The organism is Flavobacterium sp. WC2421, assembly GCF_040822115.1.
Lineage (GTDB): Bacteria > Bacteroidota > Bacteroidia > Flavobacteriales > Flavobacteriaceae > Flavobacterium.
The window spans coordinates 23925-46851 of sequence record NZ_CP162004.1; the positions used below are offsets into that span (position 1 = coordinate 23925).

General features: G+C 32.4%; 19 protein-coding genes. 11 read left to right on the forward strand and 8 right to left on the reverse strand.

All coding sequences use genetic code 11. The features are described from left to right. Positions 1-274: 274 nt before the first annotated feature. The 4 genes from AB3G33_RS00125 (at position 275) to AB3G33_RS00140 (ending at position 5193) form a co-directional block, all read left to right on the forward strand. Positions 275-1246, forward strand: coding sequence for a tetratricopeptide repeat protein (locus AB3G33_RS00125; RefSeq protein WP_367771709.1), 972 nt, complete (start codon positions 275-277; stop codon positions 1244-1246). A 124-nt stretch (positions 1247-1370) separates the two neighbouring features. Beyond that, a complete protein-coding gene (locus AB3G33_RS00130; RefSeq protein WP_367771712.1) occupies positions 1371-2453 on the forward strand; it encodes an ATP-binding protein in 1083 nt (360 codons plus the stop codon). Continuing rightward, the gene (locus AB3G33_RS00135; RefSeq protein WP_367771715.1) at positions 2446-3123 is read left to right on the forward strand and encodes a response regulator; all 678 of its coding nucleotides are present in this window, start codon (positions 2446-2448) and stop codon (positions 3121-3123) included. The genes AB3G33_RS00130 and AB3G33_RS00135 overlap by 8 nt, the downstream gene beginning before the upstream one ends. A gap of 99 nt (positions 3124-3222) precedes the next feature. Further along, on the forward strand, positions 3223-5193 hold the full coding sequence (locus AB3G33_RS00140; RefSeq protein ID WP_367771717.1) for a KUP/HAK/KT family potassium transporter: 1971 nt from the start codon (positions 3223-3225) through the stop codon (positions 5191-5193). A gap of 108 nt (positions 5194-5301) precedes the next feature. Here AB3G33_RS00140 and AB3G33_RS00145 read toward each other — a convergent pair whose 3' ends face one another. Further along, entirely contained in the window at positions 5302-5529 is a 228-nt protein-coding gene (locus AB3G33_RS00145) for a CDGSH iron-sulfur domain-containing protein (protein WP_367771720.1), read from the reverse strand. A 141-nt stretch (positions 5530-5670) separates the two neighbouring features. Here AB3G33_RS00145 and AB3G33_RS00150 point away from each other — a divergent pair, with 141 nt between their 5' ends. From AB3G33_RS00150 to AB3G33_RS00170, 5 genes are all read left to right on the forward strand, one after another. Further along, positions 5671-6270, forward strand: coding sequence for a GNAT family N-acetyltransferase (locus AB3G33_RS00150; RefSeq protein WP_367771723.1), 600 nt, complete (start codon positions 5671-5673; stop codon positions 6268-6270). Positions 6271-6424: 154 nt separating this feature from the next. Continuing rightward, positions 6425-7288 (forward strand): NAD(P)-dependent oxidoreductase, encoded by an 864-nt coding sequence (locus AB3G33_RS00155; protein ID WP_367771726.1) that lies wholly within the window; start codon positions 6425-6427, stop codon positions 7286-7288. 16 nt (positions 7289-7304) lie between these two features. Beyond that, positions 7305-7685 (forward strand): PH domain-containing protein, encoded by a 381-nt coding sequence (locus AB3G33_RS00160; RefSeq protein WP_367771729.1) that lies wholly within the window; start codon positions 7305-7307, stop codon positions 7683-7685. Between the two features lie 33 nt (positions 7686-7718). After that, positions 7719-8087: an iron chaperone gene (locus AB3G33_RS00165; RefSeq protein WP_367754831.1), complete on the forward strand. Its 369-nt coding sequence runs from the start codon at positions 7719-7721 to the stop codon at positions 8085-8087. 89 nt (positions 8088-8176) lie between these two features. After that, positions 8177-8635 carry a VOC family protein gene (locus tag AB3G33_RS00170; RefSeq protein ID WP_367754833.1) on the forward strand — a complete coding sequence of 153 codons (459 nt, stop codon included), beginning with the start codon at positions 8177-8179 and terminating at the stop codon, positions 8633-8635. A 227-nt stretch (positions 8636-8862) separates the two neighbouring features. On the opposite strand, the gene AB3G33_RS00175 is transcribed toward AB3G33_RS00170, so the two are convergent. Further along, positions 8863-10296 (reverse strand): LysM peptidoglycan-binding domain-containing protein, encoded by a 1434-nt coding sequence (locus tag AB3G33_RS00175; RefSeq protein ID WP_367771731.1) that lies wholly within the window; start codon positions 10294-10296, stop codon positions 8863-8865. Between the two features lie 284 nt (positions 10297-10580). On the opposite strand from AB3G33_RS00175, the gene AB3G33_RS00180 reads away from it, so the two are divergent. Further along, positions 10581-11924, forward strand: coding sequence for a kelch repeat-containing protein (locus tag AB3G33_RS00180; RefSeq protein WP_367771733.1), 1344 nt, complete (start codon positions 10581-10583; stop codon positions 11922-11924). Positions 11925-11995: 71 nt separating this feature from the next. Here the strand turns inward: AB3G33_RS00180 and AB3G33_RS00185 are convergent, their stop codons facing one another. The 4 genes from AB3G33_RS00185 to AB3G33_RS00200 all read right to left on the reverse strand — a co-directional run bounded on the left by AB3G33_RS00185 (position 11996) and on the right by AB3G33_RS00200 (position 19961). Next, the gene (locus tag AB3G33_RS00185) at positions 11996-14257 is read right to left on the reverse strand and encodes an aconitate hydratase (RefSeq protein WP_367771735.1); all 2262 of its coding nucleotides are present in this window, start codon (positions 14255-14257) and stop codon (positions 11996-11998) included. A 121-nt stretch (positions 14258-14378) separates the two neighbouring features. After that, positions 14379-17150, reverse strand: a complete 2772-nt coding sequence (locus tag AB3G33_RS00190) for a bifunctional aconitate hydratase 2/2-methylisocitrate dehydratase (protein WP_367774172.1) — start codon at positions 17148-17150, stop codon at positions 14379-14381. Between the two features lie 343 nt (positions 17151-17493). Continuing rightward, on the reverse strand, positions 17494-18447 hold the full coding sequence (locus tag AB3G33_RS00195; RefSeq protein WP_367754840.1) for an AAA family ATPase: 954 nt from the start codon (positions 18445-18447) through the stop codon (positions 17494-17496). 80 nt (positions 18448-18527) lie between these two features. Then, positions 18528-19961: a peptidylprolyl isomerase gene (locus AB3G33_RS00200; RefSeq protein ID WP_367771737.1), complete on the reverse strand. Its 1434-nt coding sequence runs from the start codon at positions 19959-19961 to the stop codon at positions 18528-18530. A 368-nt stretch (positions 19962-20329) separates the two neighbouring features. Here AB3G33_RS00200 and AB3G33_RS00205 point away from each other — a divergent pair, with 368 nt between their 5' ends. Next, positions 20330-21919 (forward strand): peptide chain release factor 3, encoded by a 1590-nt coding sequence (locus AB3G33_RS00205; protein WP_367771740.1) that lies wholly within the window; start codon positions 20330-20332, stop codon positions 21917-21919. Positions 21920-21998: 79 nt separating this feature from the next. On the opposite strand, the gene AB3G33_RS00210 is transcribed toward AB3G33_RS00205, so the two are convergent. Together AB3G33_RS00210 and AB3G33_RS00215 are read right to left on the reverse strand one after the other, a co-directional pair. Continuing rightward, positions 21999-22346 carry a hypothetical protein gene (locus AB3G33_RS00210; RefSeq protein WP_367771742.1) on the reverse strand — a complete coding sequence of 116 codons (348 nt, stop codon included), beginning with the start codon at positions 22344-22346 and terminating at the stop codon, positions 21999-22001. 268 nt (positions 22347-22614) lie between these two features. Further along, complete coding sequence (locus AB3G33_RS00215; protein WP_331578288.1) at positions 22615-22926, reverse strand: DUF3467 domain-containing protein; 312 nt, start codon at positions 22924-22926, stop codon at positions 22615-22617. Position 22927 lies beyond the last annotated feature (1 nt).

The following is a 22927-nucleotide window of genomic DNA, read 5'->3' on the forward strand; positions in this document are numbered from 1 at the left end:
AGATGAAGTAATCTCCCTGAAAAACGGGAGGATTTCCACTGCTATCCTTCACGCAACACAAACATATAATTACTTAATTTACAATTTAGTAAAAATTGAATTCTAAAAAATGATTTGATTAAATAACAAGAAAAAACGCACTCAAGACATCGATTTGAAGATGAAATTTATATATATTTGAAGTACACAAGCATTAACTATCCATCATATTACCATAGTACTTCAATAAAATAATTCTTAAAAAAACAGAAAAAAATTAACATTAATCATACCAATGAAAAAATTAACATTACTACTCCTTATACTTTCTTTTTATTCAAAAGGTCTTGCTCAAGAAACTAAAAAATCAAATACTGACACCCTTTTGAAAGAGTTGGCTGAAAACAGCTGCAAATGCATAGATTCAATTAATGTTTACGATAAAGCTACTGATATAGTAGCAAAAGAAATTAGTAAATGTATTGATGAACAAACTGGAGCACTTCAACTAGGTAAAAAACTAATGAATATCAAAGACTTGAAAAAAAATGCCAAAGAGAAAGAAGGCAAAAAACAAGTGGATATTTCAATTGATTTTAACAAAAATTCAGAAGAGTATAAAAAATCTTATTACGAATTAGAACGGTATATGATGAGTAATTGTAGCTCTATAAAAGACAAAGTGGCGTCAACTGAAAAACAAAGTACAAAATCAGTATCAGAGAATAAAAAAGCTTTAGAATTTTATTCCAAAGGTCAAAAAGAATCTAAAAATGAAAATTATGAAAAAGCAGCACAATATTTTGAAAAAGCGGTGAAAGAAGATCCTGAATTTGCCTTTGCTTGGGATAATTTAGGCATTAGTTACAGACAATTAAATAATTTTGACAAAGCCATTGAATCATATAAAAAATCTTTAGAATTAGACCCAAATGGATTAATGCCTTTGCAAAATATCGCAATTGTATATCAATATAAAAAAGAATATTCTAAAGCCATAGAAGCCTATGAGAAATTAGCTAAAGTAGACAACAACAATCCTGAAGTTTTTTATGGCATAGGAAATGTTTACACAACAAACCTAAAGGATTACGATAAAGGATTAGATAATATGTGCAAAGCCTACAATCTATACATCGATCAAAAATCACCTTATAGAACTGACGCCGAAAAAATTATTAATATCATTTATTCTGAAATGAAAAAACAAGGAAAAGAAGAGCAATTTAACACTATTTTAAAGGCCAATCATATTAATCAAAACTAATGAATGCATCATTAGACTGATTTTTATTTCGTATCATAATAACTTCATCTACGCAACTCAAAAAACAACTCTTATTTATTTAACGAATTGAATTACTTTTGTTGAAACATAAAACAACTTTATCTTGAGAAAATTTAAAGCAAAAAAACATTCAATACTAATGCAGTCTTCCATTAGCATCGCATTGGTATTTACTGTTTCAATTATCTGTTTTTTTTCCTTAAAATATATCGATTACAGGATAACTGCATTAATTCTACTGATGACGGTTTCTATTGTTGCAATGCTTTTCGAAATTATACCAGTTGTAGTAACAGCTATTTTAAGTGGTTTGATTTTAAATTTCTTCTTTATACTTCCTCTTTATACTTTTCATATTACAAATACCGAAGACATATTACTGTTTTTAATGTATTTTATTATTGCGTTAGTAAATGCCGTTTTAACCTTAAAAATTCGAGAAGCCGAAAAAAAAGCAAGAGATAAAGAAGAAAAAGAAAAAACAATAAAGCTATACAATACCTTACTCAATTCCCTATCTCATGAGTTGCGAACCCCAATAGCTACAATTATTGGAGCAATTGATATACTTAAAGAAAATAAAAACAAACTTTCAGAAATAAATCAGAACGCACTATTAGATGAAATTGACTCAGCTACTATTCGACTAAACAGACAGGTAGAAAACCTATTAAACATGAGTCGATTAGAAACTGGAATGCTAAAACTAAAACTAGACTGGTGTGATAGTAATGAACTTATTTATGGGGTAATTCAAAAAATAGCAACTATAAAAAACAATCATACCATTCATTTTATTTCAAATGAAAAATTACCATTATTCAAGCTAGATGCAGGATTAATGGAAGAAATTATTCAAAATTTAATAACTAATGCACTACAATATACTCCCAAAAACTCAATCATAAAAATTGAAGCTTCACATCAAAATGACAGTTGCGTTTTTTCAGTTTCTGACAACGGAAATGGCTTTCCTGAAAGTCAAATTCAATTTGCTTTTGATAAATTCTACCGATTACCAAGCACAAAAACGGGAGGAAGTGGCCTTGGACTATCTATTGTAAAAGGTTTTGTTGAAGCCCATAATGGGACTATAAAATTAAAAAATAATCTGAATTCTGGTGCCAATTTCACCGTAACAATTCCTACGGAAACCTCTTATTTAAACAATCTCAAAAATGAATAAAGCCGAAATATTAGTGATTGATGATGAAGCGCCAATTAGAAAACTATTAGAAATTACATTAGAAAGTAACGACTACAAAGTGTGGCTTGCCGAAACAGGAAAAGAAGGAATTCTTATGGCTGTAAATCATCCTCCAGAATTAATTTTACTAGATATTGGTTTACCTGATAAAAGCGGACACGAGATTCTTAAAGAATTACGCACATGGTACAATAAGGCAATTATAATCCTATCTGTACAAGACAGCGAAGATGATATTGTAAAAGCACTAGATAATGGAGCCACTGATTACCTAACAAAACCGTTTAGAAACGCCGAACTTTTGGCACGAATTCGTTCAGTAATTCGACGAAATCAATTACAAAATGATTGTAGTATTCTTACTTGTGGAGATTTACAAATTGATTTTGGAGCTCGAATCATAAAACAAAATGACGAAGTATTAAAATTAACTACAACCGAATTCAATTTATTATCCCTTTTTATGAAAAATGAAGGTCGAGTATTAACACATCAATTTGTCTTAAAAGAAATTTGGGGAGTGGCCTACCAAACAGAAACACAATACTTAAGAGTTTTTGTAGCAACATTGCGCAAAAAAATAGAAGAAAACCCAAACCACCCAAAACACATTATTACTGAAAGTGGTGTTGGATATCGTTTTATCTAATCTTTATAAAATCTTTATATCTATCCCGTATATCTTTATATTCTGCAAATACCATTTTAAAGACCTTTGTATCATTAGAATTTTAAAAAAAATTACACAATGAATACAACAAAAAATGGTGTCGCTAATAAAGTAACTATTGCATCACTTTTAGTCGCACTTGGTATTATTTATGGAGATATAGGAACAAGTCCTCTCTATGTTTTCAAAGCAATTATTGGATCTAGAGATATTAACCTAATGTTAGTATATGGTGGTGTTTCCTGCGTTTTTTGGACTTTGGTTTTTCAAACAACAATCAAATATATTTGGCTTACACTTCGAGCAGACAACCACGGTGAAGGTGGGATTTTCTCTCTTTACGCCTTAGTTAGACGTTACGGCAAAAAATTAGTTATTCCAACAATACTTGGAGCTACAACCCTATTGGCCGATGGAATTATAACACCACCTATCTCTGTTTCCTCTGCAATTGAGGGTTTAAATATGGTACACGGTTTAGAAACTATAATTATTCCTGGTAATTTTTTAACTATTGGAATTGTAGTAGCTATTTTATCATTATTATTTTTCTTTCAGCGTTTTGGAACTCAAGTCATAGGTAAAGCATTTGGTCCTATAATGACAATTTGGTTTACAATGTTGTTAGTGTTTGGAATTAAAGAAATCGCGCAACACACAGACATATTACACGCATTAAATCCGTATTATGCTTATGATTTATTAGTAAATTACCCTAAGGGATTTTGGTTATTGGGTGCTGTTTTTCTCTGTACAACAGGAGCCGAAGCTCTATATTCGGACTTAGGACATTGCGGTATAAAAAACATTCGCATCACTTGGGTTTACGTAAAAATAAGTTTAGTTGTTGCATACTTAGGACAAGCAGCTTGGCTTATGCATCAAGGCGAAACTCTATTAAATGGTAGAAATCCTTTTTTTGAAATTATCCCCACCTGGTTTTTATTACCTAGTGTCATAATTTCTACTTTTGCTACAATTATTGCCTCTCAAGCCTTAATAAGCGGAAGTTTCACCCTAATTAGTGAAGCTATGAACCTGAATTTTTGGCCTCGTATTACAGTAAGACAACCCAGTGACAGCAAAGGTCAAATATACATCCCAAGTATCAATACCATACTTTGGTTTGGATGTGTTTTAATGATGGTTTACTTCAAGGAAAGTGCACACATGGAAGCTGCATATGGTTTCTCTATTACCATTACTATGATGATGACCTCCTTATTATTAAGCTATTTTATTTATTATAGATTAAAATGGAAAAAAATATACGTCATCTTATTTCTAACCATTTTTGGAACTATTGAAATATCTTTTTTCATAGCAAATGTGGCAAAAATTAAAGAACGTTGGATGTTTTTATTCTTCGAATTGTTCATTTTTATGGTAATGTACATTTGGTATTATGCTCGAAAAATCCACAATCGTTTTACAAAATTTGAAGAAATAGGAAAATACAGTTCCCAACTTACAGAATTAAGTCAAGACGATGCCATTCCAAAATTTGCAACGCATTTAATTTATTTAACTAAAGCTGACAGAAGACATGAAATAGAAGATAAAATAATCAAATCTATTTTTGCTAAAAAACCAAAACGTGCCGATGTATATTGGTTTTTACACATCAATCGTACCGAAGACCCCTTTACATTATCGTATGATGTTTCGGAATTAGTTGATGATAAAGTTATAAAAGTAAACATCAATGTAGGGTTTCGAATACAACCTAAAACGGAACTTTATTTCAAAAATATAGTGAAAGAATTAGTAAACAATAAAGAACTTAATTTACATATTCGTCCTGACGGATCCAGCAAATACAATAACGAGCCTGATTTTAAGTTTATTGTAATTGAGAAATTTTTATCTATCGAAAACGAATTTACATTACGTGAAGGGCTATTACTAAATGGTTATTTCTTTTTGAAACGTTTAGGAGTAAGTGATGAAAAAGCATTTGGATTAGAAAAATCAGATGTTGAGATAGAACAAATTCCTTTAGTTTATCAGCCTATAACTAATATTAAATTGGATCGTGCAACAAGGTAACAACAAGTTTTTTAAACCCTCGTAAACATAATAATTCTACCACAATAAAAAAGCTGCATTTACTCAAAATGCAGCTTTTTTATAATTCAATTAGAAAACAAAACTTATTTATTTTGTTTTCATTGGTGGCAAATCAAACGCAGCTGATTCATGGTCAAAACCGTTGCGGTGTGAACCATCGCAAAAAGGTTTGTTAGATGACAATCCGCAACGACAAAGTCCTAATGCTGTTCTTCCTTCTAATCCGTATACTTTTCCTTCACTATCCATTATTTCAAAATCGCCTTCTATTTTAATAGAACCGTTCTTGTTGATTATTAATTTTGTCTTGCTCATAATGCTATTTATTTCTTTTTGGTTCAAAGATTGCAAAATAAAATATACAATTTTGTATTCGTGGGTATTTTTTATAATTTAAATTCCTAATTTACATCAATTCTATTTTATATAAAGTGTACTGTAAATCCCATTTAAGACATGAAAAACGAACCTTTAGATACTGATTTTTTGGCTTCTTTACAATTTCAACCTTTAACCAAAAAGAATTGGAATCAGTTTGTACAATTATTTGGTAACAATGGGGCTTGCGGAAACTGTTGGTGCATGTACTATCGCCTTAAAAAAAGTGATTTTGACGAAGGAAAATGCAATGATGGGAATAAAGAAGCGATGAAAGAACTTGTATGGGACAATCAACCCACGGGAATTTTAGCTTTTTATGAAGATATTCCCATTGCTTGGTGTGCCTTTGCTCCAAGAGAAGACTTCTCCAAGCTAGCAAGATCCAGAGTGCACAAACCCATTGATGACAAATTAGTTTGGTCTATCCCCTGTACATTTATTGCAAAAAAATTCAGACGCCATGGTGTTTCTGTCGCGCTATTAAAAGGGATTGCAAACTATGCCAAAACAGTAGGTATAAAAATCTTAGAAGCGTATCCTACTATTCCCACTCAAGAAAAACTACCTGATTCTTTTGCTTGGATTGGGTTATATAAATCATTTGAAAGAGCTGGTTTTGAGATTGTCGATAGAACTTCTAAGAATAGACCGATGGTTCGCTATTATATCGAATAACAAAATCATTAAATTTTTAAAACACGATAATAATTATAATTTATTACTGAAAAATAAACGGTAAATTAGTGCTTCTTTTCTGAGGTTTATAGAAGAGCTCTATGCTCAAATAAAAATCAGATTATTTTTTTAAAAACAAATTAGCGCTATAAAAATGAATACATTAAAATTAGGATGGGTAGGCCTTGGAAACATGGGAAATCCAATGGTAATGAACTTGCTAAAAGCAGGTTTTGAAGTAACTGTTTTCAACCGAACTAAAGATAAAGAAGCTCCACTAATTGAAGCAGGTGCTACAACAGCAAATAGTCCACAAGAACTGATGGAAAAATGCGATGTTGTCATTACTATGTTATCCAATGATGCTGCAGTAAAAGAAGTTTTTGAAAGCCCAACGGGTTTATTATCCAAAGAGTATCCTACGAAAGTTATTATCAACATGAGTACCGTTTCGCCTGAAACATCTCGTTATCTGGCAAGCAGTTGTAGTACCCATAATGTCCATTTTATCGATGCTCCAGTTTCAGGAAGTGTTAAACCTGCTCAAGATGGAACACTAGTAATTCTTGTAGGTTCAAGTACTACTGATTACGAATTAGCAAAACCTATATTTGACGTTTTAGGTAAAACTGCAATACACGTAGGGGAAGCGGGTGTAGCAAGTTCAGCTAAACTAGCGATTAATTACCTTTTAGGACTCAACCTACAAGGATTAGCCGAAACCGTATTGTTTGCCGAAAGTAATGGAGTGAGCAAAGAAGACATGTTAAACATAATTAATGCTGGTGCGTGTGGCAACGGAATTACCAATATAAAAGCACCTTCTATCTTAAATGACTCCTACCCTGCCGCCTTTGCCTTGAAACATCTAGTCAAAGATTTACGATTAGCCAAAGAAGCGGGACTAGATTCTCCATTGATACATCCATTATTTAATAGTTATGCTGCAGCAGAAAAAGAAGGATTAGGAGATCAAGATGTAATGGCAATTTTAAGTAGTTTAAAACATAAACAATAATTTACAATAAAAATATATGCGATTATTTTCAGCGCTTTTGGGTAATGCAGGAACTGTAAGCCAAGAACAATTAATGAAAGAATACGGTCAACTTTTAATTGATGGAGAAGAAATAGAAATGGGTTTTAAACTCATTCGAGACACTTTTATTTTTACCACCAAACGACTAATTCTAGTGGACAAACAAGGTTTAACCGCAAGTAAAACCGAATACAAATCAATATCCTATAAAAGTATTTCAAGATTTAGTGTTGAAACAGCCGGAACATTTGATCTTGATGCCGAACTTAAAATTTGGGTCTCTAGTGAATTGCAGCCTAGCATCAGAAAACAGTTTAATAAATCAGTCAATGTATATGAAGTACAAAAAGTATTGGCGCATCATGTTTTAAAGTAATACCTAAAAAGAAGTTTACCTAGATTTGAAAGTATGGAACGCGCGCAAAAAAATATAGATAGTTATATCAAAGATTTTCCAAAAGAGATACAAATTATCTTGGAAAAAATGAGAGAAACCATTCGAAATAGCGCTCCCAAAGCAAAAGAAACTATTAAATATGGTATTCCCACTTTTACTCTGCATGGCAACTTGGTACATTTTGCAGCTTTTAAAAATCATATTGGTTTTTATCCTACACCAGGTGGTATCGATGCTTTCAAACAAGAACTTTCAATTTACAAAGGTGCAAAGGGATCAATTCAGTTTCCTTTTGACAAAGAAATACCCTATGATTTAATACGCAAAATTGTTGATTATAGGGTAAAAGAAAATGAAATGAAGAGCCCTACAAATAAATAAAAGTGCAATACCATTAAATTAACTATCTAGTATACTAGCAAATAATCCCGATTCATTTAAAAAAATATTACTTTAGTAAAAAAAATATCATGAAAAAATTAGGTTTATTATTACTTGTACTTGTAGGTTCTGGTTCGCTTTGGGCGCAGGAATCTAATTTCTTTTCACTAACATTAAATCACGACGCCATATCGGTTAAGGATGTAAACCGTTCGGTTGATTTTTATAAAAATGTATTGCACCTTCAAGAAATTACGAATCGCACCGAAAAAGAAGGAATTCGCTGGATGTCACTAGGTGATGGAAAAGAACTACACCTTATTTCTACTATCAAAGAACCTGTCGTTATTAATAAAGCAGTGCATATTGCATTTACAACTCCGGAATTTGACCATTTTATGAATGTTTTAAAAGAAATGAAAATTACGTACTCTGATTGGGCAGGTTCATTGAACAAAATTAGCATTAGAGCTGATGGGATTCAACAAGTCTACATTCAGGATCCTGATGGGTACTGGATTGAAATAAATAGTGCTGAAAAAATATAAACTATTTTCGTTGCACTACACCAATAGCCCTGATGCAAGTGAAAGCATTATGAAATTCTTCCCCTCTTTTTCTTGAACTAAAAGAGCGACTAAAAGAAGCTCCTTTTAGGGCATTAGAAAAAAGGGAAGAAATAAAATAAGGCTGTAACGACAGCAGGAAAAAGCTCCATAAAAAAACTCCCAAGTAGCCTTGAGAGTTTTTTTATATATCTAATATTTGATTTATATTACAAAACACGATTGATTTGAGTTAACTTCTTACTATAATACTTTTCTTTTATCGAAGAAATAATAACTCCGCCGCCTACAGAAGCGTGGATGAATTTAATATCTCCATCATTTACTTCGACTACCATTCCAACATGATTAATTTGTCTTCTTCCATTAGTTTTAAAGAAAATTAAATCTCCTTTTTGTGCATCTTCATTATTTATTTTAACACCATAACGAGACTGCTCAATAGAAGTTCTAGGCAAATCGATATCAAATGCACCAAAAGTAGTACACATGAGACCGGAACAATCAAAACCCTCTTTTGTAGTTCCACCTGTGCGGTAGCGAGTCCCTATATTTTCAGAAGCGGTTGAAACTAATTGATCTAGAAAATCAGTTCCGTGAAAACCTTTAACATTATAATCTGGGGTTTGTGACGTTTCTGCAATTACTTCTTTAACAATAACGGGTTCAACAATTTTAAGGCTATGAATTGACAATTTATAACCTACAGGTAGTCTTTTTACTATTTTAGGATTTTGTCTCTCTAGTTCTTTAACTGAAATACCAAACTCTTTTGCTATACCATATTTAGTTTCTTTAGGTAAAACTTCACGGGTTATTACTGAAGTTTCAACTATTTTATTATCTAATACAACTGGCTGAACAGGGTCTAAAATTACTTTTTCAGTTACTGTTTTATTATTATTATTATTATTATTATCAACAGTTGCGATTGGCTTAGTACTATTTTCTGGTTTCACAGGAATAATAATCTTTTGACCAATTTTTAATGCTTCTGTCTCCAATATTGGATTTGCTTTGTCTAAATCGGCAACCGTAATCCCATATTCTTTTGCAATAGCATATTTGGTTTCACTAGGTTGTATTTCACGAACAATTCCATCAGTAGTAGTTTCAGCAACAATTGAATTTGTTTCTGTTTCTTTTTTTGATGGTGTTTTTTCGGGAACTGTTGTTTTTGGATTTTCTTTTACTGGTTGTTGTACAGCTATTTGTTGCGTTGTAGTATTTAATTCGTTTCCTGGAATAGTGATTTTTTGACCTTTTTTTAATCCTGATTTTTCAAGTGCAGGATTGCTTTTGTATAGATCATTGACCGTAACTCCATATTGTTTAGCAATACCGTAAAGTGTTTCTTTGGAAAGAACTGTATGTGTTTTTTCAGGAAAATTGGTAGTAATTTCGGTAGTTGCAATTTTACCTTTTACTGTAGTTGAAGGAATTAATAGAACGGTGTGAAACTTTATCCCTTTTTTGGCATCAGGATTAAGTTCATAAATAGCACTTGTCTTGACATGGTATTGTTGTGCTATTTTAGTAATTGTCTCTCCTTTAGAAACGGTATGTTTTGTGTACTTTTCTTGCGAAAAAGAACTGAGCCCAGTTAAAAATACCATCCCTAAAATCCAATTACTATACCTCATAAAATACATTTAAACGCTACATACAAAAAACAACACCTTAATTACCAGCAATATATAAAAAAACTTTAATAAAAATCAATTATTTTTTATACTTTAAATTATAAAAAATCAAAAAAATCATTTGATAAAAGCGAATTTAACCAATTAATACAAATATCGTATTTTTTTAACAACTCTTTATATAGAATTTAACAAACCTCAAAAATTAAAAAAACTTTTTAAAATACAGTCATATTATCCTTACTTTTAATTCTAAATTAGAATCTCATATTAAAATTAATGCTTTGAAAAAATTAATATTCCTTTTTACATTTTCCTCTTTACTTACGTACGCACAAAGTATAAAAGGAGTTGTCCTAGATAAAAACACAAACCTAGGTATTGAGGATGTCAATATTACCTCCCAAAAAACAACGGCAACTGCATTAACGGATGAAGACGGCAAATTTAACTTAAAATTGAAAAATGAAATTCAATATAATGATTCCATCTATTTTTCGCATATAGGTTATATTACAAAAGGAATTCTTATTTCAGAATTCAAAAAAAATAATTTTTCTATCCAACTAGAAACTGAAATTGAAAATTTAAAAGAAACGACTATATACAGTACCAAAAATTTAAAAAGTAAAATTAGCTTCACCAAGTTAAGCAACTTAAAAAAAGGGATTTACTCTTTTGGCTCTGTATTAATTGATGGTAAAATATACGTAATTGGTGGTGATACTTCATTTGAATCAGATGCTTTCAAAAAATTGCAATACGAAAACCCCGACTTTACTTTGGAAGATTATATGAGAGAATTAGCTACGCAGTTCAGTGGTACTGCATTTTCAGGCAATTTATATATTTACAACATAAAACAAGATTATTGGGAAAAATCAACAGCTGACTTCAGAAAAAGAGCGTATCATAATCTTAATTATTATGACAATAAAATATACGTAATAGGTGGCAGAAGAAGATCTAGAAATGGTGTCTATGATTATTTAGAAAATACTATTGAAGTATACGATTTGAAAAATAAAACAATTGAAATTGATAAAACAAATCCACACCAAGCCACCAATTTTTCTTCATTTACCTATAAAGATAATATAATCCTCTTGGGAGGATCCACAAAATCAAATGAAAAAGGGGAGAAAATATATTCCAAAGAAGTTCACAACTATGATACTAAATCTGGATATTGGTACAAACTAGAAGACATGCCTACTGCAAAGGAAACATCCGGTGTTCTAGTAGGAGACAAAATTTATTTAATTGGTGGCTACGACAATAAACCATTAACAGAAATTACAACTCTCGATTTACTAACTGGGAAGTGGGATACAATTGGCAATCTACCATATGCAATGGAAAAACCTGCTTTGACAGTAAATAATGATACGATATATATATTTGAAAACGGGAAAATTATCACATTGGACCTCAATTCCAATATTTTAAAGGAATACTTAATTGACTTACCCATGAAGACTTCTCAATTGTATTTCTATAATGATACTATATATTTACTTGGGGGTTCAATAGAAAACTATTATTCGAAGAGCCCATCTGCTAATCTTTACAGTATTGATCTAAATGAATTTACTATTACAAAAATTTACCACTTAAAAACTTTATAACTTGATAAGATTACAAACAAAAAACGCTCTGTTTTCACAGAGCGTTTTTAAATATATAATAAAACTAAAAATTAAGCTTCAGCTGCAATTAAGTTTAATGCTGATCCAGCAACATACCAACCAATTTGCCCTTCATTGTATGTATGGTTAGCCAAGATAATATCTTTACTTCCATCAGCATGAACAAATTCTATTGATATTGGTTTCGCTGGAGCAAAATCGACTAAATCAATAAAGTTGATTGTATCATCTTCTTGGATTTTATCGTAATCTGCTTCATTAGCAAAAGTCAATCCTAAAAGTCCTTGTTTTTTAAGATTCGTTTCATGGATACGAGCAAATGATTTTACTAGTACTGCTTTTACTCCTAAGAAACGAGGTTCCATTGCAGCATGCTCACGAGAAGAGCCTTCACCATAGTTATGATCTCCAACAACAACGGAAGGGACTCCAGCTGCTTTGTATGCACGAGCAACTGCAGGAACTGCATCATATTCACCTGTTAATTGATTTTTAACTGAATTTGTTTTTTGTGTGTACGCATTTACTGCACCAATCAACATATTATTAGAAATATTATCTAAATGTCCACGAAAACGCAACCATGGTCCAGCCATAGAAATATGGTCCGTTGTACATTTACCAAATGCTTTAATAAGCAATTTAGCTCCTGTAATATTTTTTCCGTCCCACGCATCAAATGGAGCTAATAATTGTAGTCTATCAGATGTTTCACTAACCACTATTTTAACACCAGAACCATCGGAAGCAGGCGCTTGAAATCCATTATCATCAACATCAAATCCTCTTTTTGGTAATTCATCACCATAAGGAGCTTTCAATTTCACTTCTTCTCCATTATCATTCAATAAAGTATCCGTTAATGGATTGAAATCTAATCTTCCTGAAATTGCTAACGCAGCTACCATCTCTGGTGAAGTTACGAAAGCATGTGTATTTGGGTTACCATCTGCTCTTTTTGAGAAGTTACGGTTGAAAGAGTGCACAATTGTATTTTTCTCCTGTTTATCAGCTCCTGCTCTATCCCATTGTCCAATACATGGTCCACAAGCATTTGTAAATACTTTTGTACCCATTTTTTCAAATGTAGCAATTATACCATCTCTTTCAATTGTAAATCTAATTTGCTCTGAACCTGGATTAATTCCAAACTCCGCTTTTGGAGTAATTCCATGCTCAACAGCTTGATTTACGATAGATGCTGCACGAGCCATATCTTCGTAAGAAGAGTTGGTACAAGAACCAATTAATCCCCATTCTACTTTTATAGGCCATCCATTTGCAGCAGCTTCTTCTTTCATTTTAGAAACTGGAGTACCTCTATCTGGAGTAAAAGGCCCATTGATATGTGGTTCTAATTCTGATAAATTTATTTCAATTACTTGGTCAAAATAGTGCTCAGGATTAGCATAAACTTCAGGATCGCCTGTTAAATAATCAGCCACTTTATCAGCAGCATCCACTACATCTTGACGACCCGTTGCAGATAAATACCTACGCATAGAATCATCATAACCAAATGTTGAAGTTGTAGCTCCAATTTCGGCACCCATATTACAAATTGTACCTTTACCAGTACAAGACATATTAGTAGCACCTTCACCAAAATATTCAACAATAGCACCAGTTCCCCCTTTTACAGTAAGAATATCAGCTACTTTTAAGATCACATCTTTTGGAGCAGTCCAACCAGATAACTTTCCAGTTAACTTAACACCAATTAATTTAGGAAATTTTAATTCCCATCCCATACCTGACATTACATCAACGGCATCAGCTCCACCAACACCTATTGCCAACATACCTAATCCACCTGCATTCACAGTATGAGAGTCAGTACCAATCATCATTCCGCCTGGAAAAGCATAATTCTCCAAAACGATTTGATGAATAATCCCCGAACCAGGTTTCCAGAATCCAATTCCGTATTTATTTGAAACAGAAGAAAGGAAGTCAAAAACTTCACTTGACTGTTGTTTTGCTACTGCTAAATCTTTCTCAGCACCTACTTTCGCCAAAATTAGGTGATCACAATGTACCGTTGTAGGCACCGCTACCGTTTTCTTACCTGCATGCATGAATTGCAACAAAGCCATTTGAGCAGTTGCATCTTGACAAGCTACTCTATCTGGAGCAAAGTCAACATAATCAACTCCTCGTCCGTACGCTTGCTTTGCCTTTCCGTCCCACAAGTGGGTATATAAAATTTTCTCTGTTAAAGTTAGCGGACGACCCACTACCTCGCGTGCAGCATCAACACGAGCAGCCATGTTGTCATACACTTTTTTAATCATATCAATATCAAAAGCCATAATATATAAGTGTTTTTGTTGTTCAATTTTAAACACCACAATATACAAAAAAATGAGGAGCTATAAAAAAAAGCCTGAGTTAATAACTCAGACTTTTCATATATTTAATAAAGATTAACAATTACCTAACTAATTGCTTATGAGGAGGTGCAAACTTAGTCAAATTGATTCCTTTTACAGCTACTTTGTATTCTTCTATAGTAGGAGTTCTACCTAAAATTGTGGATAAAACTACAACAGGTGTAGACGAAAGTAATGACTCTCCTTTTTTACCTTCAGTATCCTCAACAACTCGCCCTTGGAAAAGACGTGTAGAAGTTGCCATTACCGTATCTCCTTTGGCGGCTTTTTCTTGATTACCCATACATAGGTTACATCCTGGACGTTCTAAGTACAACATTTTTTCGTATGAAGTACGTGCTATCGCTTTAGGTATGTTATCATCAAATTCAAAACCAGAATACTTCTGTAAAATCTCCCAGTCTCCTTCTGCTTTAAGTTCATCTACGATATTATAAGTAGGTGGCGCCACTACAAGCGGTGCTTTGAACTCTACCTTACCTTGTTGCTCATCTATGTTTTTAAGCATTTGAGCAAGAATTTTCATATCTCCCTTGTGAACCATACAAGAACCTATAAAACCAAGATCTACTTTTTTATCACCACCATAGAAAGAAAGTGGTCTAATTGTATCGTGCGTATATCGTTTAGAAACATCAATATTATTTACGTCTGGATCTGCAATCATTGGCTCTGCAATCACATCAAGATCAACAACAACTTCAGCAAAATACTTAGCATCTGCATCTGGAGTCAATGCTGGTTTGTCACCTGATTTGATTTCCGCAATTCGCTTATCAGCAATAGCAATCAATCCTTTCAGAACTTGTGTTTTATTATCCATTCCTTTATCAATCATGATCTGGATTCTACCTTTTGCAATCTCTAAAGATTCGATTAATGTAGCATCTTCAGAAATACAGATAGAAGCTTTCGCTTTCATCTCTGCAGTCCAATCCGTAAATGTAAAGGATTGGTCAGCTGTAAGAGTACCAATATGTACCTCAATAACTCGTCCTTGGAACACGTTATCTCCTTTAAACTGATGAAGCATCTGAGATTGAGTAGCATGAACTACATCACGGAAATCCATATATTCCTTCATTTCCCCTTTGAAAGTTACCTTCACAGATTGCGGGATTGGCATAGAAGCCTCACCTGTAGCCAATGCAAGTGCAACGGTTCCTGAGTCAGCACCAAAAGCAACTCCTTTAGACATTCTGGTATGAGAGTCACCACCAATAGTAATTGCCCAGTCATCAACTGTAAGGTCATTTAATACTTTATGAATAACATCCGTCATTGCAAGATATTCTCCTTTCGGGTCACGTGCAGTAATCAAACCGAAGTCGTTCATAAACTTCATTAATCTAGGGATATTTGCCTTAGACTTATTATCCCAAACTGAAGCAGTGTGGCACCCTGATTGATAAGCACCGTCAACAATTGGCGAAATCACAGTAGCAGCCATAGACTCTAACTCCTGAGAAGTCATCAAACCAGTTGTATCTTGCGAACCCACAATATTTACGGTAACACGCACATCTGAACCAGCGTGCAATACTTTACCTGGAGTAGTTCCAACAGCGTTTTTATTGAATATTTTTTCAACTGCAGTTAGACCTTGTCCTTCAATAGAAATTTCTTTTGATGCAGCGTACACTTGAGGTATATCAATATTTAAAGTTTTACAAGCAAATGTTTGTAATTTTTTACCAAAAACGATAGCATAAGACCCACCCGCTTTTATAAATTCCACTTTTTGAGGAGTTAAAGAAGATGAAATATCAATCAATTCTTTGTCCCCATTATATAATTTCTTAGTCTTTGTGTTGATTGTAAGAACAGTTCCTGTAGCAACAGAGTACACTTCTTCAAGAATAGCCTCTCCTGCTGCATCAACGACAACATTTCCTTCTGCATCTAATTTTTTAGCCCAGTTTTTAAGATCAATCCCAATCCCACCTGTTACCCCAACAGTTGTTAGGAAAATTGGTGAAATACCGTTTGTACCGGCAATAATTGGAGCAATATTGATAAATGGAACATACGGACTTGCTTTTTTACCTGTCCATAATGCCACGTTGTTAACACCTGACATTCTTGATGAACCTACGCCCATAGTACCTCTCTCAGCGATTAACATAACGCTTTTATCAGGATTAGCTTCTGCCAATGCTTTAATTTCATCTTGTGCTTCAGGAGAAATCAAACATTTACCATGCAATTCACGATCCGATCTTGAGTGTGCTTGGTTTCCTGGAGAAAGTAAATCAGTTGAAATATCTCCTTCACCAGCGATATAAGTAATTACCTTAATTTCTTCAGCTATTTCTGGTAATTTTGTAAAGAATTCTGCTTGAGCATAGCTCTCTAAGATTTCTTTTGCTACAGCATTACCGCTTTTATAAGCCTCTTCTAAACGATCAGTATCTGCTTCATAAAGAAAAACTTGTGTTTTTAATACTGCCGCAGCATCTTTTGCAATAGCAGCATCAGCACCTAAAGCTAAGTCTAGCAACACTTCAACCGAAGTTCCACCTTTCATATGTGATAACAACTCTAAAGCAAAAGCAGGAGTAATCTCAGCAACAACTGATTCTCCTAAAATAATTTCTTTCAAAAATTTAGCTTTTAAACCTGCCGCAGGAGTAGTACCCGGTACCACATTATAAATAAAAAAGTCAAGAGAACTTTCTCTATCCTTGTTATTTAAATCTTTAATTTGCGAAATAACATCGCTTAGTAATTCAGCACCATCAATTGGCTTTGGGTTAAGTCCTTGGTTTTTTCTTTCTTCAATCTCTTGGATGTAATCCTGATACGTATTCATAATAGAAGTCTTTTTCAATTTTAATAGCAGATTCCATTGATAATTTCAATATCAAAAAGCCATTATATATAGGTGATTTTTGTTTTTTCAAGTGCAAATTTACATATTAAAGATGAGAATTAAAAAAATTTAATAGAGGTGCCCTTTTCAAAAATTATTATTATCTAATACTGATTTTTAATGCGTATAATTAGTAAAATAGAAAAAATTTAACACTAAAATGATTAATCCGTAATCAAACATTTGTATTAGTATTTTTTCTAAAAAGCAAAAATCACACTCAACAAGAAAACGTTGTAGTTCTATTCAAAACCCAACTACAAACCAGCTAATAAATTTCATTTTAAAGTAACTTTGAGATTATAATCTCTTCAGTTATCCCCTCAGCATCTGCTTTGTAATTCTTGATAATTCTATGGCGAAGTATGCCAATTGCCACGGCTTTGACATCTTCAATATCTGGCGAAAATTTACCGTTGAAAGCGGCATGAGCTTTGGCAGCTAAAATTAAATTTTGTGATGCCCTAGGTCCTGCACCCCAATCTAAATAATTTTTAACAAACCCATCAGACAAAGCATTATCAGGACGTGTTTTACAAACCAAACTTACTGCATATTCAACAACATTATCGGCAACTGGTATTCTACGTATCAAATGCTGAAAGTCTATTATTTCTTGAGCCGTAAAAAGAGGATTAATACTTGAACTCACATCAGAAGTAGTTCTTTTAACCACTTCTACCTCTTCATCAAATGAAGGATATTCTAATTTTATAGCAAACATAAAGCGGTCTAACTGCGCTTCTGGCAACGGATAAGTTCCCTCTTGCTCAATAGGGTTTTGTGTAGCTAAAACGAAATAAGGCAGATCCAGTTTGTAATTCTCACCTGCTATTGTAACAGAACGCTCTTGCATCGCTTCTAATAAAGCGGCTTGTGTTTTTGGAGGTGTTCTATTGATTTCATCCGCAAGAATGATATTCGAAAAAATAGGTCCTTTTATAAATTTAAATTGGCGATTTTCATCTAATATTTCACTACCTAAAATATCGGAAGGCATCAAATCTGGTGTAAATTGTATTCTTTTAAAATGAAGCCCTAAAGCTTGAGCCAGTGTATTTACTAACAATGTTTTTGCTAATCCTGGAACACCAACTAAAAGAGCATGACCTCCAGAAAAAATACAGAGTAAAATTTGATCTACTACTGCATCTTGACCCACTATTATTTTGGCGATTTCGTTTTTAAGATCGTTCCGTTTCTGTACTAAATTATGTATTGCTGCTACATCAGACATTTATAAACCTATTTAAATTAAAAAAGAGTTAACGCTATGAAAATCCATAAAGCTAACTCTTTTTATTTATTTTATAAAAATTATTTTTTCTTCAACCAGTTATTGGTAAAATCACAATCTCTGTATTCACCAAGAACCTTAATATACGTTTCATTTATTTTCTCATCAAACCATTTTCCAACAGCTTTAATTTGTTTTTCTTTTAAAGCCAACTCTTTTATTTTAAGATAATCGGTGGCATAATCCGCAACATGTTCGTTGATTCTATTTGTCACAGTAATAAGCTTAAAACTTTTTTTACCGTTTTCATCCGTATCCAATATAGGTTGTGAAATCGCATCATCTTTTAAATTTGAAACTTGACCATACAGACTAGGATCCATTTTTGTCAATTCGAAACGCGTATCTTGCGTTTTTGGATTAATCAAAACACCACCATTTGCTTTAGTTTCCTTTTGATCAGATTCTGTTCTAGCCGCTTCTGCAAAAGTTATTTTTTTATCTACAATTTTACTTCTAATTAAACTTATCTTCTCTTTAGCTTCATTAATAGCTTCGTCAGAAACTGTTGGCGTCAATAATATATGGCGTAATTCAATTTCTTGTCCTTTAATTTTCTCTATGTATATAATATGAAACCCGTAAATAGTTTCAAACGGAGCCGATATCTCCCCTTCTTGCAAACTAAAAGCAACATCCTTAAATTCTTTAATAAAAGCTGTTTTTCTATTCATTTTATAATAACCTCCATTTGTAGCTGACCCAGGATCTTTAGAGTATAAAACTGCTTTAGTTGCAAAACTAGAACCTTCTTCTACTTCTTTCTTAAACCCATTAAGTTTATCAATTACTTTTTGTTTTTCAGCATCCGAAACTTTAGGAGTAATTACGATTTGCGCTACTTCCATTTCTGCACCAAAAAGAGGCAATTCATCCTTAGGTATTTTTTTGAAAAAATTACGAACTTCTTCTGGTGTAATTTCAACTCCTTCAACAATCTTTTTTGTCATTTCAGAAGTTAATTTTTGCTCTTTCAAAATATCAAAAAAGTAACTTTTAAACTCCTCTTCTGAATTTTTTTTATAGTATTTTACTACTTTTTCAAGAGATCCAATTTGACCTACCATATAGGCTAATCTATCTTCCAACATCCCTTTTACTTCAGCATCAGTTACTTTAATACTATCCTGAATTGCTTGATGCGCATACAGTTTGTCTTCCATTAGTTTTCCTAACATCTGACATCTTGTTATATCTTTAATTGAACCTCCTTGACTTGAAATTTCTAAATACGATTTATCAATATCTGAATCCAATATAATATAATCCCCTACAGTAGCAACTACACCGTCTATTTTTTGTCTTTGATTGGATTGGATTTTCTTAACAGGAACAATAACACTGTCTTTAATTATCTCTTGAGCTCTTGAAATTGTACTTGAAAATAGTAAAAGAAAAAAAACAAGCGCAATTTTATTATTTATGGACTTCATTTGTAATTTATTTAATAGCATTATTTGAAATTTATATTACGGCAAAGGATTCTGTTCCTCAATTCTTCAAAATTTATTTATAGAAGTCTTTACTTTCGCGACCAAATATACGCTATAAGTATCAAGAAATAAAAATGTTCTTACAAACCTTTTCCCATAATTAAAACGAACAAAAATAACAATTCAATTACATAATACAAGTTTCCACTCTACTATTAACAAAATTTTATAGGAGCATTATTCTTTATTAGAAGTACTGCATTAATAGTCCTTTTAACTTATTGAAATCGAGTTTGCAATAATTATAAATGAGGCTATTCTAAAAGAGAGCCTCATTTTTTTTTATTAGCATTTATAAATAGTACTTTTGCAAACTATTTACAGTAAATATGAGCTTTTTAAAAGAAATACAAAGAAGAAGAACTTTCGGAATTATCTCGCATCCCGATGCAGGTAAAACAACACTAACAGAAAAATTGTTGCTTTTTGGAGGAGCAATTCAAGAAGCTGGTGCAGTAAAAAACAATAAAATTAAAAAAGGAGCTACGAGTGATTTCATGGAAATTGAGCGTCAGAGAGGAATTTCGGTTTCTACCTCTGTTTTGGCTTTTAATTACCAAGATAAAAAAATCAATATTCTTGATACTCCTGGGCATAAAGATTTTGCCGAAGATACTTTTAGAACTTTAACCGCTGTTGACAGTGTTATCGTTGTAATTGACGTAGCAAAAGGGGTTGAAGAACAAACAGAAAAATTAGTCGCAGTTTGTAGAATGCGAAAAATTCCTATCATCGTTTTTATTAATAAAATGGACCGTGAGGGAAAAGATGCTTTTGACTTGATGGATGAAGTGGAACAAAAATTAGGACTTACTGTCACACCTCTTAGTTTTCCAATAGGAATGGGGTATGACTTTCAAGGTATTTATAATTTATGGGAACAAAACATCAATTTATTTAGCGGAGACAATCGTAAAAATATTGAAGAAACAATCGCTTTTTCTGATGTTCAAAACCCTGAATTAGAAAAAATAATAGGTCAAAAACCTGCAAATACTTTACGTGAAGAACTAGAATTGATTGATGAAGTTTATCCAAAATTTGATCGTCAAGACTATTTAGACGGTAAACTACAACCCGTGTTTTTTGGATCGGCATTGAACAATTTCGGGGTAAGAGAATTACTAGATTGTTTTGTTGCTATTGCACCTTCACCTAGACCAAAAGAATCCGAAACAAGATTAGTAGATCCAAAAGAAGAAAAAATGTCTGGTTTTGTATTTAAAATCCATGCAAATATGGATCCAAAACACAGAGACCGTCTTGCTTTTATAAAAATTGTTTCTGGAACATTTGAAAGAAACAAACCCTATTATCATGTACGTCAGAAAAAGAATTTAAAATTCTCAAGTCCAAATGCTTTTTTTGCAGAAAAGAAAGAAATTGTAGACATCTCTTATCCTGGAGATATTGTAGGTCTTCACGATACAGGAAATTTCAAAATTGGCGACACTTTAACCGAAGGAGAAATCATGAGCTTTAAAGGAATCCCTAGTTTCTCTCCAGAGCATTTTAGATACATTAATAATGCAGATCCAATGAAAGCAAAACAACTGGATAAAGGTATCGATCAATTGATGGATGAAGGGGTTGCACAGTTGTTCACACTTGAAATGAATAACCGTAAAATCATTGGAACTGTAGGTGCACTTCAGTATGAAGTAATCCAATACCGACTAGAACATGAATATGGTGCTAAATGTACTTATGAAAACTTTCCTGTACACAAAGCATGTTGGGTAAAACCAGATGATGCTAAAAACAATGAGTTTAAAGAATTTAAAAGAATCAAACAGAAATTCTTAGCGCACGATAAATACGGACAATTAGTCTTTCTAGCTGATTCCGACTTTACAATCCAAATGACTCAAAACAAATACCCAAGTGTAAAATTATTCTTTACATCAGAATTTGAATAAGGTTATAAAAAATACAAGAACAAAAAAAAACGCTAATTCACATTAGCGTTTTTTTTATCCCTTTTAAATTTTATTTTGTTTATGCTAAAGCACTTTCAAAATTCACTGCTTTTTTCAAGAAAGCTTTAATCAATAAACGATTAGGTGCCAACCCAGAAGTCATAATTTGTTTTTTTGTATTTATACCCTCAGTAGATATTGTACTGTTTGGATCTTGTTTTGAACCCATGAACCAAAGAACAAATTCCATATTAGCTGCTTTGTTATTTTCTTGTTTAACCTCATTAGTAGATTCTGTAGTATTTGATACTAAAGAATTAACAATTTGAGTTTGAGAAAATGAAACATTAGACAACAAAATAAAAGCAAACATTAAAAATAATGTTATTGAATTTATCTTGTTATTTATAGCTACTGAATTGATCATAATTTTTGTTTTTCAATAAGGATTATTAATTTAGCTCCTTATTCTTTAGCAAAAATACAACCGCATTAGACTTTTAAAAAATATTTCCGATGAACACCACTTAAACTCGTTAACTAACAAAAGAACAGTTTAAACGCTAATATGTACGTTCACTGACCTACTAATTTTCACATTAACAACAAATATTTACTACTTACTACGAATATCCCATTTGCAATAATAAGATATAACAAAAAAGGCTCCATAAAAATGGAGCCTTTAATAAAAATTATGCTTGTCCTGCAGGACCAAAATTCAGCGGTATTGGAGGTTGTTCAGTATCTTTAATCTCACCATGGGCAAGTTCAAAACGATGAATATTTTCTCCAATTGCTTTCAACAATCTTTTGGCATGCTGCGGAGTCAAAACTATTCTTGACTTTACTTTAGCTTTAGGAATACCAGGCATGATACTTACAAAATCGAGAACAAACTCTGAAGATGAATGATTAATTATTGCTAAATTGGAATAAATTCCTTCAGCAGTTTTTTCATCCAACTCTATATTAATTTGTTCCTGTTGTTGTTTAGAATTACTCATA